Annotated in this window: 13 protein-coding genes and 1 riboswitch; of the genes, 6 read left to right on the forward strand and 7 right to left on the reverse strand. The window is 72.6% G+C overall.

Features of this window, described 5'->3' with window-relative positions:
- Positions 1 to 117: 117 nt before the first annotated feature.
- Complete coding sequence (locus AB0C15_RS07585) at positions 118 to 756, reverse strand: TetR/AcrR family transcriptional regulator (protein WP_357349722.1); 639 nt, start codon at positions 754 to 756, stop codon at positions 118 to 120.
- A gap of 180 nt (positions 757 to 936) precedes the next feature.
- On the opposite strand from AB0C15_RS07585, the gene AB0C15_RS07590 reads away from it, so the two are divergent.
- The 4 genes from AB0C15_RS07590 to AB0C15_RS07605 all read left to right on the forward strand — a co-directional run bounded on the left by AB0C15_RS07590 (position 937) and on the right by AB0C15_RS07605 (position 6,027).
- Positions 937 to 1,833 carry an ABC transporter permease gene (locus AB0C15_RS07590; RefSeq protein WP_357349724.1) on the forward strand — a complete coding sequence of 299 codons (897 nt, stop codon included), beginning with the start codon at positions 937 to 939 and terminating at the stop codon, positions 1,831 to 1,833.
- On the forward strand, positions 1,820 to 2,659 hold the full coding sequence (locus tag AB0C15_RS07595; protein ID WP_357349726.1) for an ABC transporter ATP-binding protein: 840 nt from the start codon (positions 1,820 to 1,822) through the stop codon (positions 2,657 to 2,659). The genes AB0C15_RS07590 and AB0C15_RS07595 overlap by 14 nt, the downstream gene beginning before the upstream one ends.
- A 146-nt stretch (positions 2,660 to 2,805) precedes the next feature.
- Positions 2,806 to 4,323, forward strand: coding sequence for a bifunctional cytidylyltransferase/SDR family oxidoreductase (locus tag AB0C15_RS07600; RefSeq protein ID WP_357349728.1), 1,518 nt, complete (start codon positions 2,806 to 2,808; stop codon positions 4,321 to 4,323).
- A gap of 33 nt (positions 4,324 to 4,356) precedes the next feature.
- Positions 4,357 to 6,027, forward strand: coding sequence for a CDP-glycerol glycerophosphotransferase family protein (locus AB0C15_RS07605; protein WP_357349730.1), 1,671 nt, complete (start codon positions 4,357 to 4,359; stop codon positions 6,025 to 6,027).
- Positions 6,028 to 6,031: 4 nt separating this feature from the next.
- On the opposite strand, the gene AB0C15_RS07610 is transcribed toward AB0C15_RS07605, so the two are convergent.
- The 5 genes from AB0C15_RS07610 to AB0C15_RS07630 all read right to left on the reverse strand — a co-directional run bounded on the left by AB0C15_RS07610 (position 6,032) and on the right by AB0C15_RS07630 (position 11,034).
- A complete protein-coding gene (locus AB0C15_RS07610; RefSeq protein ID WP_357349733.1) occupies positions 6,032 to 6,769 on the reverse strand; it encodes an alpha/beta hydrolase in 738 nt (245 codons plus the stop codon).
- Between the two features lie 123 nt (positions 6,770 to 6,892).
- Positions 6,893 to 7,741 (reverse strand): C39 family peptidase, encoded by an 849-nt coding sequence (locus tag AB0C15_RS07615; RefSeq protein WP_357349735.1) that lies wholly within the window; start codon positions 7,739 to 7,741, stop codon positions 6,893 to 6,895.
- Between the two features lie 231 nt (positions 7,742 to 7,972).
- A riboswitch (cyclic di-AMP (ydaO/yuaA leader) is annotated at positions 7,973 to 8,114 on the reverse strand.
- 284 nt (positions 8,115 to 8,398) lie between these two features.
- Positions 8,399 to 9,169 (reverse strand): hypothetical protein, encoded by a 771-nt coding sequence (locus tag AB0C15_RS07620; protein WP_357349737.1) that lies wholly within the window; start codon positions 9,167 to 9,169, stop codon positions 8,399 to 8,401.
- Positions 9,170 to 9,303: 134 nt separating this feature from the next.
- Positions 9,304 to 9,690 (reverse strand): hypothetical protein, encoded by a 387-nt coding sequence (locus AB0C15_RS07625; protein ID WP_357349739.1) that lies wholly within the window; start codon positions 9,688 to 9,690, stop codon positions 9,304 to 9,306.
- A gap of 129 nt (positions 9,691 to 9,819) precedes the next feature.
- Entirely contained in the window at positions 9,820 to 11,034 is a 1,215-nt protein-coding gene (locus AB0C15_RS07630; RefSeq protein WP_357349741.1) for an acyltransferase, read from the reverse strand.
- A gap of 298 nt (positions 11,035 to 11,332) precedes the next feature.
- On the opposite strand from AB0C15_RS07630, the gene AB0C15_RS07635 reads away from it, so the two are divergent.
- Together AB0C15_RS07635 and pseI are read left to right on the forward strand one after the other, a co-directional pair.
- A complete protein-coding gene (locus AB0C15_RS07635; protein ID WP_357349743.1) occupies positions 11,333 to 12,496 on the forward strand; it encodes a glycosyltransferase in 1,164 nt (387 codons plus the stop codon).
- 133 nt (positions 12,497 to 12,629) lie between these two features.
- Entirely contained in the window at positions 12,630 to 13,682 is a 1,053-nt protein-coding gene (gene pseI, locus AB0C15_RS07640; RefSeq protein ID WP_357349745.1) for a pseudaminic acid synthase, read from the forward strand.
- Positions 13,683 to 14,023: 341 nt separating this feature from the next.
- On the opposite strand, the gene AB0C15_RS07645 is transcribed toward pseI, so the two are convergent.
- Positions 14,024 to 14,548 (reverse strand): hypothetical protein, encoded by a 525-nt coding sequence (locus AB0C15_RS07645; protein WP_357349746.1) that lies wholly within the window; start codon positions 14,546 to 14,548, stop codon positions 14,024 to 14,026.

A 14,548-nucleotide genomic window follows, 5' to 3' on the forward strand; every position in this document is an offset into this window, starting at 1 on the left:
TTACTCGTCAGGCGGATGAGGGGCGTCGGCACGGTGACGGCCGGGTGTCAAGGGGGCAGCGTAGCGGAGTCGGGCGCGATGGCCGCTGCTACCGACGGTCGTGTGTCCGGGTGCTGGTCAACCCGACATCGGGGCGGTCCGGGGACGGGGCAGCACGCTGTCGGCGCCCAGCCCGGCCGCCACGGATTCGACCAGGTTGTCGAGGTAACCGTCGGTGAGCGGAAGCCGGGCGATGGCCAGCCGCCAGTAGAGCGGACCCACGATGAGGTCGACGGCGGCGTCCACCTCGGTGTCGGCGGGCAGCTCGCCGCGTTGCACGGCACGGGTGACCAGGCGACCGCCGATCTCCTGCTGCCGGACATGCAGCACCTGACGCAGGGTCGCGTCGATGCTGGGATTGCGGGCGGCCTCGGCGAGCAGGTCCGGGATGATCTGCGACGCCAGTGGGTGCCGCAGCGCGTGGGCCACCGCCTGGAACAGCAGCGCGAGGTCGCCGCGCAGGGTGCCGGTGTCCAGCGCGGGGAGCTTGCCGTGCGCGGCGGCGGCGACGATCTCCAGCACCAGGTCGAGCTTCGAACTCCACCGGCGGTAGATCGCCGTCTTACTGACGCCGGCCCGCCGGGCCACCGCCTCGATGGAGAGCCGGCCGTAGCCGACCGCGGCGAGCTCCTGCATCAGCGCGCGGCGGATTGCCGTGGTGATCTCGTCGCGCAGCACCGCCGCGCCGGCCGGCACCCGCCTCTTTTCGGTGGTCATCGGGGGCTCTTATCGCAGGTCACGCCGGATAGCGTAGCGCAACGACGGTACGGTTGCGTCCCGACGTGTTTCGGACTACTGTCCTCGCAGCGACGAGGCGGCGCCCCGCGCACACGTCCCACTAGGATTCGATCGTCGCGAGCAACCCCCGTCTGCACGAAAGATCGGAGCGCCATTTCCATGGCCACCACCGCGCTGGTCGACCCCGACACGGGCCTGACCCAGGCGCAGCTGGCCGCTCGGCACGGGCTCCGGGTCGCCGGTGAGCGCCCCAGCCTCGTCGAGTACAGCCGCCGACTATGGGCCTACCGGCACTTCATCGCCGCGTACGCCAACGCCAAGCTCGTCGCCTCTTACAGCAACGCCAAGCTGGGTCAGCTCTGGCAGGTGCTCACCCCGCTGACCAACGCGGCGGTCTACTACCTGATCTTCGGGGTGGTGCTGGCACAGAACAGCAGCATCCCGAACTTCATCGCCTACCTGACCACCGGGCTGTTCATCTTCAACTTCACCCAGAGCGCGGTCCTGGCCGGCACCCAGGCGATCAGCAGCAACCTGGGGCTGATCCGGGCGCTGCACTTCCCCCGGGCCAGCCTGCCGCTGTCCACCACCATCACCCAGTTCCAGCAACTGCTGGCCTCGATGGTGGTGCTCGTCGGCATCGTGCTGGTCACCGGCGAGCCACTCACCTGGGAGTGGTTGCTGATGGTGCCGGCCCTGCTGTTGCAGGCGGTGTTCAACGCCGGCGTGGTGCTGGTGGTGGCCCGGCTGGGCTCCAAGTCGAGCGACCTGAAGCAGGTCATGCCGTTCATCATGCGCACCTGGATGTACGGCTCCGGTGTGCTCTACAGCGTCAGCCTCTTCGAGCGGCTGCCCGGCTGGGCGACCACCCTCGTGCAGTACAACCCGCTGCTGGTCTACATCGAGCTGGCGCGGTACGCGCTGCTCGAGGAGGCACCGCTGCTCAACGAGTCGCTGGCCCAGCTCTGGCTGGTCGGCGCCGGTTGGGCGCTGGTGGCCGGCATCGGCGGTTTCATCTACTTCTGGCGCGGCGAACAGGAGTATGGACGTGGTTGAGCGATTCGGCACCCCCATCGAGGCGGCCCCCATCGAGGCGAGCGCGACGATGACCCGGACGCAGGAGCGCATCCCGACCGTGGTCGTGGACGACGCGCACATCATCTACCGGGTGCACCAGGGCGCCTCGGGCGGCACCACGCCGGTGGCCGCGCTGCGCCGGCTGGTCAAGCGCACCCACGCGCCGAACATCCGGGAGGTGCACGCGATCAAGGGAGTCTCCTTCACCGCGTACCGGGGCGAGGCGATCGGGCTGATCGGCACCAACGGCTCCGGCAAGTCCACCATCCTGCGGGCCATCGCCGGCCTGCTGCCGGTCAACCGGGGTGCCATCCACACCCAGGGGCAGCCGTCGCTGCTGGGCGTCAACGCCGCCCTGCTCAACGACCTCTCCGGGGAGCGCAACGTCGTGCTCGGGTGCCTGGCCATGGGCATGCACCCCGACGAGGTGGCCAAGCAGGCCGCGGGCATCATCGACTTCTCCGGGATCAACGAGCGGGGTGACTTCGCCAGCCTGCCGATGCGCACGTACTCGTCCGGCATGGCGGCCCGGCTGCGGTTCTCCATCGCCGCCGCCAAGAAGCACGACGTGCTGCTGATCGACGAGGCGCTCGCCACCGGTGACAAGGGCTTCCGCAAGCGCAGCGAGCAGCGGGTGCGGGAGCTGCGCGAGGGCGCGGGCACGGTGTTCCTGGTCAGCCACCAGCTCTCCTCCGTACGGGACACCTGCGAACGGACGATCTGGCTGGAATCGGGCCTCATCCGGATGGACGGCCCGACCGACGAGGTCATCCGGGCATACGAGGCGTACGCGAACAGCAAGTAGAGTGCCGGCGAACGTCCGGCATCGACACGGCACCTGAGGACCGCGTCGCCCGCGTTGGGGCGGCGCGGTCCGCGCGTTAAGGTTCATTCCGTCGCCGCTCGGGCGGAACCTTCCGTTAACGCATCCCTGAGAGTGAGGATCCGGCAATGACGCAGGACCAGACCACTGGCCCGGACGCCGAAGCGGAGACCCCGACCCCGTGGCGGCCCTCGCGGACAGTGGCGGTGGTTCTGGCCGGAGGCACCGGGACCCGCCTGGGTCTCGGCATCCCGAAGCAGCTACTCAAGATCGCCGGTAAGCCGATCATCGAGCACACCCTGGCGGTCTTCGAGGCGGCACCGGAGATCGACGAGATCATCGTGCTGATGGCCACCGGTCACGTCGACGACGCCCAGCAGATCGTCGACAAGGCCGGCCTGCGCAAGGTCACCAAGGTGATCGAGGGTGGCGACACCCGCAACGCCACCACCCGGATCGCGCTCGACGCGGTCGGCCCGCAGGACTGCAACATCCTGTTCCACGACGCGGTCCGCCCGCTGCTCAGCGGCCGGATCGTGCGCGAGTGCGTCAACGCGCTCTGGAGCTACGACGCCGTGGACGTGGCCATCCCCTCCGCGGACACGATCATCCAGGTGGACGAGAACGACTGCATCACCGACATCCCGGTGCGCTCCCGGCTGCGCCGGGGCCAGACCCCACAGGCGTTCCGCTCCCCCACCATCCGGGAGGCGTACCGGATCGCCGAGGGTGACCCGAACTTCGCCGCCACCGACGACTGCGGCGTGGTGCTGCGCTACCTGCCCGGCACCCCGATCAAGGTGATCGACGGTTCGGACGAGAACATCAAGGTCACCCACCCGGTCGACGTGCACCTGGCGGACAAGCTCTTCCAGCTCGCCGCGGCGCAGGCCCCCCGGCTGACCGACCACCGCAGCTACAGCGAGGAGCTGACCGGCCGCACCATCGTGGTGTTCGGCGGCAGCTACGGCATCGGCCACGAGTTGACCGAGCTGGCCCGTCGCTTCGGCGCGCAGGTCTTCCCGTTCAGCCGTTCCAGCACCGGCACCCACGTGGAGCGGGCCGAGGACGTCGAGGCCGCGCTGACGACCGCGTTCGAGGCGACCGGCCGGATCGACCACGTGGTGGTCACCGCCGGTGTCCTGGAGCGGGGCGAACTCGCCGAGATGGACGAGGAGACCATGGCCCGGGTGCTCCAGGTCAACTTCGTCGGCCCGGTGACCATCGCCCGCCAGGCGCTGCCCTACCTGCAACAGACCAAGGGCCAGTTGCTGCTCTACACCTCCAGCTCCTACACCCGGGGCCGGGCCCGCTACGCGCTCTACTCGGCCACCAAGGCGGCCCTGGTCAACCTCACCCAGGCGCTCGCCGACGAGTGGGCCGACGTCGGCGTCCGCGTCAACTGCATCAACCCGGAGCGCACCGCCACCCCGATGCGCACGCGGGCCTTCGGCGAGGAGCCGGAGCACACCCTGCTCGCCGCGGAGGCAGTCGCCCAGTCGTCGCTCGACGTGCTGATCTCCGACCTGACCGGTCAGGTGATCGACGTACGCCGGGCACCCGGCGACGGGCCCACGCCGACCGTGCCGGCCCAGGCCGGAGCGGCCCGGGTCGAGACGCCGTCCGGCGCGACGTCCCCGAACTGACGCCGACGGCTGCGGAACCACGAACGGAGCGACATGCGCGGCGACCTGGTCCGAAAGCTGGCCGCCCGGTGCCTGACCACCGGGTTGGCCGTGCTGGCCTTCGTCGTGCTGGCGCTCACCGGCGCCACCGGCTGGGGGCTGGCGCTCGCCGTCGCCGCGCTTGCCGCCTCGGCCGCCGAGCAGCGGATCCGACCGGGCGCCGACCTCGTGGCGGAGACCACGTTGGTCGCCGCCGCGGTCCTGGTCGGCTACTCCCGGCGGCTTGACGACGGGCTCGACCTCGCGCTCGTCGCCACCGGGCTGGTCCTGCTGGGGCTGGTGCTGCTGGTGGGGCCGCTGCGTACCGCCGGCGGTCTGGAGATCCGGTCGGCCAACCTGCCGGTGCGCGCCTGGACGCCGCTGATCGCCGACCGGCTCGGCACCGCTCTGCTCGGGTTGCTCGCCGTCGTGGCGCTCGCCGCCGCGCTCGCTCTGCCTGCAGGTGTGGCGCTCGCCGCGAGCCTGCTGGTCGGGGTGGGCGCCGGAGCGGTCGCACTGGACCTGGCCCGGCGGCGCTTCCGGCCGGGGGCCGGAGGCGGCACGGTGGCCGCCGCGCTGCGCCGGCACCAGCCGGAGTTCCTGCTCTACTTCTCCGCGCCCCCCGGGTCGGAGTACCAGGTCACCATGTGGCTGCCGTACCTGGAACGGATCGGCCGGCCGTTCCTGGTCGTCGTGCGCGAACCGGAGTTCCTGGCCCCGATCGCGGCGGCCACCGACGCCCCGGTGGTCTACTGCCCCACCCTGCGGGCGATGGACGAGGCGTTGGTGCCGAGCCTGCGGGTGGCGTTCTACGTCAACCACGGGGCGAAGAACAGCCACTGCGTCCGCTTCACCCAGCTCACCCACGTGCAGTTGCACCACGGCGACAGCGACAAGGCGCCGAGCGCCAACCCGGTGTCGGGGATCTTCGACCGGATCTTCGTGGCCGGGCAGGCGGCGATCGACAGGTACGCCCGCGCCGGGGTGCAGATCCCGGCGGACAAGTTCGTGGTGGTGGGTCGCCCCCAGGTCGAGTCGATCGAGGTACGCCCGGAGCCCGCGCGCGGGCTGGCGCACCCGACGGTGCTCTACACCCCCACCTGGACCGGGCACCACGCCGACGCCGACTACTGCTCGCTGCCGGTGGCCGAGAAGCTGCTGCGGGGGCTGCTGGAGCGCGGCGCCACGGTGATCCTGCGGGCCCACCCGTACACCGCGCAGAACCCGGCGTCGGCCCGCCAACTGGGCCGCCTGACCGAGCTGCTCGCCGCCGACCGGGCCCGCACCGGCCGCCAGCACGTGGTCGGGGCGGCGGCTCGGGAGCTGAGCCTGACCGAGTCCGTCAACGCGGCCGACGCGCTGGTCTCCGACGTCTCCGGGGTGATCTCGGACTTCCTCTACTCCGGCAAGCCGTACGCCGTCACCGACATGGGCGGCGAGGGCGACCGCTTCGTACAGCGGTTCCCGCTGGCCGGGTCCGGTTACGTGCTGCGCCGGGACATGTCCAACGTGGACGGGGTGCTGACCGCGCTGCTGGACACCGACCCGCTGGCCGAGACCCGTTGGGCCACCCGCCGCCGCTACCTGGGTGACTTCCCGGCCGAGTCGTACGCCGAGGCGTTCCTGAGCGCCGCCCGCCGGGAGCTGGCACCGGCCGAGACACAGGCCGCGCCCGCGCCGGCGTAGCCGATCAGCGGTACGGATCCAGCAGCGCCAGCACCGCCGCCGGGTCCTCCACGTGCGCGTTGTGCCCGAGACCGGGCAGCGTGGCGACGGGTACGCCGTACTCCTTGAGCTGTTCGTCGGTGACCATCGGGTCGTTCTCCCCGCGCGCCAGCACCACCGGCACGTCGGTCGCCGCGAGCAGCGCGGCCAGGTCGGGCTCGCCGACGGCGAAGGCGCTCGGGTCCATGGCGAGGCACCACCGGCCGTCGATCTGACGCAGCCCCGCGTCCACCACCGGGTGGTCCGGTGGGACCAGGCCGACGAGCCCGGAGACGCGCAGGTAGCGGCGTGCCGCCTCGGCGCGGGTCGCGAACCAACTGACCGGGCGGGCGGCGAGGTCGGCGGCGCGGGTCAACTCGTCGGGTGACCACTGTGCCTTGATGCCGAGGCCGACGGCCGCGTCGACAGGCATCCCGGCGTCGCGGGCGGCGAGAGCCAGGCCGACCACCCCACCCAGCGAGTGCCCCAGCACGACGAACCGGTCGTCGGGGGCGAGGGCCTGCCCGATCCGCTCAGCGAGACCAGCGAAGGAGTACGAGGGCAGTGGCGGCGCCCAGCCGTGGCCGGCGAGGTCCGGTGCCAGCCACCGCCCGGGCCAGTGCTGCTCGAGGTACGGCGCCCAGGGCAACCACACGTCCCCGGTCGCCCCCATGCCGTGCAGCAGCAGCAGAACCGGCCTTCTACCACCCGATTTCTCCACCACGGCCGCAGTCTGCCACGGTTCACGGCCAGGTACGAGAGCCGCCGACGACGGACCGCGCAGACAGACGCCGCGGGCGCCGGCCCCTTGTGGGAGACGGCGCCCGCGGCGGTAAGGGTGCCCGGGTCAGGCGGAGTAGCCCCGGCTGGTGATCCAGTTGGCCAGGTCGATCGTGGTGATCCAGTACGACGGGTCGGTCGGGTTCGCCGAGTCGGCGATCCGCACGGTGCGGCCGTTGTCCTTGTAGCCGACGACGGCGATGTAGTGCCCGCCGCCGTAGGAGTGCCAGCCGCCGTCGGTGTCGGCGGCGTCTCCGACGACGTTCGCCACCACGCCACGGCCGTCGGTGATGGCCTTCACCACGTCTGCCTGGAGCCGGTCCATCTGCGCCGGGCTGGGCGCGCCGGGGAACATCCGGGTGCGGTACGGGGAGCCCTTCACCTCGGCGTTGAGCACGCGGGTGGTGTCCTCGGCCGAGTTGGTGCCCATCTCGGTGGTGCCCAGCTCGGCGCCGAGCTCCTCCTGGGTGCGGTCGATGCCGGCGGCGCTGAGCGCGTTCCGGGTGGCCGCCGGGCCGCAGTTGTAGTAGGTGTTCTGCGCCTCGTAGTCGTAGTCGAGCACCTTCGTCGCGGGGGGCTTCGGCGGCGTCGGCTTACGGGTGAGGTCCGGGTTGCTCTTGGCCTTGGCGGCCGGCGACGCGGCATCTGTGGTCGGGGCGGCCGTGGTCGGCGCGGCGCTAGCCGAGGGGGACGCGTCCCGAACCTCGCCGCTGGAGGCGGCGACGTCGCTGCGCATCTCGGCGACCGTGGTCGCGGTGCGCTGGCTGGCCGGGGCGTGGTCGGCGGTGGTGAGCAGGGCGCCGGTGGTGGTGGCGATCGCGAGGGCCGCGGCGGAGGCGGCAACGATCTGGTACGGGCGCTCGCTGGCGAGACGGCGGAGTTGACGCTGCAGGGTGTGCTTCACGGGGTCCTCCACGGATCAGGGGGAGAGCGGCGCACCGGGGCCGGACCGGTATCCGGGCAGGCGCCAGCACGCGGACCGTGGTCCGCGGATGGTGAACCGCTCAGGGGAACGCCCGGCGCGGCCGGGCGGGAAAGGCGATGACCCGGGGGTCAGCTCACCGTCACGTGACGAATGAGCGGGTGCACCGCCGCGCCGTGGAGGCGAGGGAACAACCGAGGGGTGGAAAGGTGCTGCACGAGGAGTGACTCCTTCCGACACCGCCTACCGGGTTAGCTGACGGATTCGGGCGGGAAGATCGCCCTACCGCGGGCCGTGGCTCGCGGATTCACCCCGGACTTACTGATGGGTCCCCGGTTCGTAGATCACGATTAAGCGGGTCGATGCGGCGTCGCTTCCTGCGATCGATTACCGCATCGGACGTGACGACACTACTGGCCGCTCCGCACCCTGCCAAGCCAGGTTCACCTGTGTAAACCCCAATTGGCGGAACAATTTCTGCGCGTATTGCCGATGACGTGACTCGATGGGACAACCGGTTACGGCGGCACCGATGGGCGACAACCGGACAGGGCGCAAACAACCGCACCGCATTCACCGGAACAATCCCACCAACCGCGCCGGACGTCCGATTCACCACACCCGTGACCGGCCTCACATCACGGATCGGGCTCAACCCACCCGGGCCGGCCGCCACCGTGCCACGAGGGCGGGACGCAACGCCCGGGCCACCGACCGCGGCGCGGGCGCCGGGGTCGGGTGCAGCCTGGCCTTCGCCGCGTACGCCTCCTCGGCGAGAACACGAGCGGACTCGGCGGCCAACTCCGCGTCCCGCCAGGCGGCCCGTTCCCGGCCGGCGGCAGCCTGGTAGTCGACCAGCCGCGCGTCCCGGACCACCCTGCTGATCAGCGCCTCCTGCTCGACCGGGTGTCGCCGGGAATCCCAGCCGTTCCGGTGGCCGAACACGTCGCCGAGCTGCGCCATGGTGAGGTCGCCCCGCCAGTAGGCAGCCATCGCCGCCCGGTGCAGATAGCGCTCCCGGGCGGCGTACTCGGCGGGGGTGTGCGGCGTCTGCGGGGTGGGCAGCATCGCGGCGCCGGCGAAGCGACGCGCGGCGGTGTCCGCCTCGTCGTACCCGGTCCAGGCCCGCTCCAACTCCTCCTGAGCGGTCAGCCAGGCGGCCCGTCGCCGCCTGGCGGTGGTGGCCGCGCCGGCCGCGGCAACGGCCACCTCCTCGGCGTAGCGGCGCCGGTCGACCGCCTCGGCGGCGGCCACCTCCCGCGCGGTGGGCGCGGCCGGGAGCGGATCGTCAGCGGGCCGGTCCCGTTCGGGGCGGGCGGCAAGCACGGTGAGCAGGCCCAGGGTCAGCAGGAACAGCGTCGACCAGATGGCGGCGGCCTGCGGCACCTCGGTCACGAACTGGTAGAAGACAGCGGTCTCCATGGTCGGCACCTCGGGGAGAGAGCAGTGCGATGGGGGCCCGCGCCGACCGGCGGGCCACGGCGGGGCCACGGGTCAGCGGGGTAGGAGGCTTGTGGGTCGACAGGGCGCGGCGACGGGACGGTCGTCCCGGTGGCTCAGCGCCCGGGCGGGGCTCGGGGAGCCCGACCGCTCGCCCGGTCGAGCAGGGGCAGCGGCTCGGACCCGGCCGCGCGCACCGGCAGCACCCCGGCCACCACGGTGCCCTCGTCGCCGGGGAGCGCCACCGGCGTGCCGACCGACCATGCCGGCACCGACTCCTCGGTGGCCTCCGGAGGTATCGCCGAGGCCGACCGCGCCACCCCCGGCGCCTCGGCGTGGCGGCAGGAGGCCTCCAGCGGCCCGGCAACGACGGCGGCCGGCACCGCGCCGAACGTCGACAGCGGGCTGGGCATCGACCCGGCGGCCGTGGCCGGGCCCGCGCCGAGCGCCAGGGCCGCGACGACGGCGAGGCTGGTCAGCACCCGCGTCGCCCAGCGCGCCACCCACCACAGCGGACAGGGTGAACGCAACCGGAAGCACGTACCCACGCTACCGTCGCACCGACCCGGGCGCACCGACCACGGGCGTGTCGGACGACGCCGCGCCGACCCCGCTGACCAGGGTGGACGCTGTCAGCGCCGGTCGACGTACGCTGATCGACCGACGGCCGGACCGGCCCCGTCGGCGGCCCCGCTCCGGGCTTCGCCCGCGGTGTCGTCGCCGGCTGCACGTTGCCGGGGCACGGGCGCCGGACGGGCCGCACGGCGCGGCGCCAGGCGACGCATCATCGGGGTCTCGACGAAGCGGTGCAGCAGGCCGGCGAGGACCAGGTTCGCCACCAGGAAACCGAGCACCACGGCCGGGCCACGCCAACCTCCGAAGCCGACCCCCCAGGTGCCGCTCCAGCGCAGCACGCTCGTCATCACCAGCACGTGCACCAGGTAGAAGGCGAACGAGACCTCACCGAGCCACACCAACGGCCGGGACCGCCACGGCGAGCGCCGACCGCGCACGTCCGCGTCCGCGGCGGCGGTGATCACCAAGAGGTACGCGACCGCGAGCAGCGTGGTCCACAGCTCGGCACGGATCCACTGCGCCGCCGCCACCCAGATGACCACGAAGATCCCGCTGGCCACGCCCAGACCGGGACCGCGCCAGAGACCTCGACGCATCAACTCGGCCGCCACCGCGCCCAACCAGAACTCCAGCGACCTGGTCAGCGGGAAGACCTGGGTGAACCACCACCGGCTCACCTCCGGCACCAGCTCCTGCGCCGGCCAGAGCGCGAGGATCAGCAGCGGCAGTACGACGACGAGCGCCCAGAGCAGCTTCGGCCGGGCCCGGCGCAGCAGCGGCAGCACCAGCGGCAGACAGAGGTAGAAGAAGAACTCGCAGGAGAGCGACCAGCTGACCGTGTTGATGCTGTAGAACCAGCCCGGCCGAGGGTCCCACGCCTGCAACAGCAGCAGGTTCTCCAGCGCGGCGGCCGGGAGGACCGGGTCGGCGAACCACCAGGCCACCACGAGCGTCGCGGCCCACAGCACCAGGTGGTTCGGGTAGATCTTGGCGACCCGCCGCCGCCAGAAGGTACGCCGGGAATCCCCCGGGCGAGCCGACCAGACCAGCACGAAACCGCTGAGGATGAAGAAGAACTGCACCCCGGAGAGGCCGAGGGTGAACAGCGCGTCGACAACCGCCTTGTAGTCCGGCTCGGCGATGATCCGCATCGTCCCGGCGTGGAAGCCGAAGACCAGCAGCGCGGCGATCCAGCGCAGCCCGGTCAACGACGGCAGCCGGGGCGGGGCGGGCACGGACCGCGCGGCCGACACCGCCGCGGCGCTCGTCATGCCGGGATCCCGACGATCGGCAGGGTCACCAGCACTGTCGTGTCCTCCTCGGCGCGGCGTCGGACGGCACGACGGCGACGCCCGCGGCGGCCCGGCAGAGCCGCACCGAGGCACCCTACCGGGTCACTCCCGGGTGAACCGGACGTGTCCCACCCGCCCCACCAGCCGGCGATCCCCGGACCGGGAAACGCCCGCCGACCGCCGTTAACCTTCCGCTGGGCGGGAGTTCAGTGATTCCACAGTCAGCGGCAACGTCAGGTTCCGGGGCCGGCCACCCGGGTCGTCGAACGTGGCGGACGTGGTCAATCAGCCGACGCACGCACCGCTGCTGAGCATCATCGTGCCCGTGTACGGCGTCGAGGCGTACCTGTACCAGTGCCTCGAGTCGATCAGGGCCGACATCCCGGTGGCCGAGTCGGACGCGGTCGAACTGGTCGCCGTCGACGACGCCTCCCCGGACGGCTGCGGCGACATGCTCCGCTCGTACGCGGCCGGCCGCGACGGCGTCCGCGTCGTGCACCTGAACACCAACGTGGGGCTGGGGCTGGCCCGCAACGCCGGACTCGACGTCGCCACCGGCAGGTACGTCTGGTTCGTCGACAGCGACGACTGGTTGCCGCCGGGCACGATCGCCGCGGTGCTGGACCGGCTGCGCCAGCACCAGCCCGACGTGCTGATGCTCGACCACCTGCGGGTGCACGAGGACGGCCGCCGGGAGGTCGACGCCAGCAGCCCACTGCTGCGCGGAATCACCGGCGTCACCCGGCTGGCCGACCAGCCGCAACTGCTGCGGGTGCAGCACACCGCCTGGAACAAGGTGGTCCGCCGGGACTTCATGAACGAGTTGGAACTGCGGTTCTTCCCCGGCTGGTACGAGGACATCCCGTTCAGCCACCCCCTGCTCATCGGGGCCGAGAAGATCTCCGTGCTGGACCGGGTCTGCTACCTGTACCGCCAGGGCCGCCAGGGCGCGATCACCTCCACCCGCAGCGGCCGGCACTTCGACGCCTTCGCCCAGTACGAGCGGCTGATGGACTGGGTCACCCGGAAGCACCCGGACGAGCGGTTGCAGGCCGAGCTGTTCGAGCTGATGATCAGCCACTATCTGGTGGTGGTGGGCAACGACGGTCGACTGCACCCGCACCTGCGCCGCGCCTTCTTCCGCCGGGCCGCCGCGCACTACCGCCGATACCTGCCCACCGGCGGCTACCCGCTGCCCCCGGGCGTGACCGGGCTCAAGCACCGCCTCGTCGGGCGGGGCGACTGGTTGGCGTACTCGGCGCTGCGCCAGGCCCACCGGGTCGCCGGCCGCCTGCGTCGGCCCGCCACGGTGGGCGGCGCCGACAGCGGTTCGCCCGCTGCCGACGAGGACGCGGGCCGAGGGGCCGACGCGACGCCGACGCGCGACGGTGGGCGCGCACCGCAGCGACACGACGCGTTGGCCGGCAACCGCCTGCCGTGACCGCCCCCACCGCACCGCACGCCGGGAGCCGGGGCGGCTCCCGGCGCCCTCGTTTTCCAGGTCGCCCACCCGCCGGGAGGGCGACGACAGCACCACCGCACCCCGGTGCGGACGTACCCGAGCAGAGGTCGGAATGACGGCGACAATCAAGATCGGACCGCACGCGGTCGGTGCCGGGGAGCGACCGTTCGTGGTCGCCGAGATGTCCGGCAACCACAACGGCGATCTGAACCGGGCGCTGGCCATCGTCGACGCGGTGGCCGAGAGCGGCGCGCACGCGCTCAAGCTCCAGACGTACCGGCCGGACACGATCACCATCGACGTCGACACCCCGGCGTTCCGGATCTCCAGCGGGCACTCGCTGTGGGGCGGGGAGAACCTGTACCGCCTCTACGAGCGCGCGCACACCCCGTACGAGTGGCACGCCCCGATCTTCGAACGGGCCCGCGAGCATGGCCTGACCGTCTTCTCGTCACCGTTCGACGCGACCGCCGTCGAGCTGCTGGAGTCGTTGGACGCGCCCGCGTACAAGATCGCCTCGTCGGAGCTTGTCGACCTGCCACTGATCCGGCTCGTGGCCAGCACCGGCAAGCCGATGGTGATCTCCACCGGGATGGCGACGGTCGCCGAGATCGACGCCGCCGTGCGCACCGCCCGAGACGGTGGCGCGGCGGGCATCATCCTGCTGGCCTGCACCGCCTCCTACCCGGCGCCGCCGGCCGACAGCAACCTGCGCCGGCTGCCGGTGCTGGCCGGGGCGTTCGACGTGGCCGTCGGGCTCTCCGACCACACGCCCGGCATCGGAGTGGCGGTCGCCTCGGTGGCGCTCGGCGCCTGCTTCATCGAGAAGCACGTCACCCTGGACCGGGCGGACGGCGGAGTGGACTCGGACTTCTCCCTGAACCCGGCGGAACTCACCGCCCTGGTCGCCGAGTCCGGCCGGGCGTACGCGGCACTTGGCGGCACCGCGATCGGCCCGACCCCGGCCGAGCGGGAGGGGCTGCGCTTCCGCCGGTCGCTCTTCGTGGTCGAGGACGTCCGGGCCGGCGACCCGGTGACCGCGCAGAACGTCCGTTCGATCCGGCCGGCCGGCGGGCTGCCCCCGGTGGAGATCGAGCGGGTCCTGGGCCGCACCTTCACCACCGACGTCCCCCGAGGAACCCCCCTGACCTGGAACCTCATCTAGCCCCGAACCCGCCCTCCCCGTCGGCTTCGCCTCGCCCCGAACCCGCCGTGCCCCGCCCCGCCCTGCCCCGCCCTGCCCTGCCCCGCCACGCCCTGCCCCGCCCTGCCCTGCCCCGCCACGCCCCGCCCCGCCCCGCCGATCATGGAGTTGTGGTGGGCGTTTCGCCCATCGGTGCCCCTTCTGGGGGGCACCACAACTCCATGATCGAGCGGAAGGGCAGGGCCTGGCCGGGGCCGGCCCGGCGATCTTGCACTTACTGTCCCGGCAGAAGGCGTGCAAGCCGCAATTCGACGTCCGAAAGTGCAAGATCGCGGGGGCGGGCAGGGCGGGGGCGGGCAGGGCTAGGGCGACAGGGGGAAGGGCGGGGGCGGGAGGGGCGGGCCGAAGCCGACGGTGATCACCAGGTCGGCCAGTCGCAGGGTCCGCCAGACCGCCGAGCCGTCGGCCGGCGCGCCCAGGCCGTGGCGACGCCACCAGATCGCGATCGGCACGTCGGCCAGCTTGCAGTAGCACTCGGCGCGGGTCCACCGGGCCCAGAAGTCACCGGCGCCGAACCGGCGGGCCAGTGCCGGGGGCACCGGGGCGCTGGCGCGCTCCGCGTCGATCGCCACCCGCCAGCCGGGCACCGACGGGCCGTACCAGCCGACGCAGCGTCCATCGTCGAGGTGACTGCGGGTCACCGCGTCGGCCACCGTGGCCGGTGACCCGATGCGTAGGTGCCGCTCGGCGGCGGCCAGCAGCGCCGGCACCGGGCGGGGCACGGCGGCGCCACCCGCCCCCGTCGACACGGCCGCCCGGACACCGCCACCCGGCCCCGTCACCACGGCCGCCCGGGCACCGCCACCCGGCCGGACTGGTTGCCCCAC

The organism is Micromonospora sp. NPDC048835 (genome assembly GCF_040649995.1).
Classification (GTDB): Bacteria; Actinomycetota; Actinomycetes; order Mycobacteriales; family Micromonosporaceae; genus Micromonospora.

Bases quoted from the DNA above. Each gene is read 5' to 3' on its own strand.
- AB0C15_RS07630 (WP_357349741.1), bottom strand. From the start codon at position 11,034: ATGACGAGCGCCGCGGCGGTGTCGGCCGCGCGGTCCGTGCCCGCCCCG.
- AB0C15_RS07600 (WP_357349728.1), top strand. From the start codon at position 2,806: ATGACGCAGGACCAGACCACTGGCCCGGACGCCGAAGCGGAGACCCCG.
- pseI (WP_357349745.1), top strand. From the start codon at position 12,630: ATGACGGCGACAATCAAGATCGGACCGCACGCGGTCGGTGCCGGGGAG.
- AB0C15_RS07595 (WP_357349726.1), top strand. From the start codon at position 1,820: ATGGACGTGGTTGAGCGATTCGGCACCCCCATCGAGGCGGCCCCCATC.
- AB0C15_RS07590 (WP_357349724.1), top strand. From the start codon at position 937: ATGGCCACCACCGCGCTGGTCGACCCCGACACGGGCCTGACCCAGGCG.
- AB0C15_RS07620 (WP_357349737.1), bottom strand. From the start codon at position 9,169: ATGGAGACCGCTGTCTTCTACCAGTTCGTGACCGAGGTGCCGCAGGCC.
- AB0C15_RS07605 (WP_357349730.1), top strand. From the start codon at position 4,357: ATGCGCGGCGACCTGGTCCGAAAGCTGGCCGCCCGGTGCCTGACCACC.
- AB0C15_RS07585 (WP_357349722.1), bottom strand. From the start codon at position 756: ATGACCACCGAAAAGAGGCGGGTGCCGGCCGGCGCGGCGGTGCTGCGC.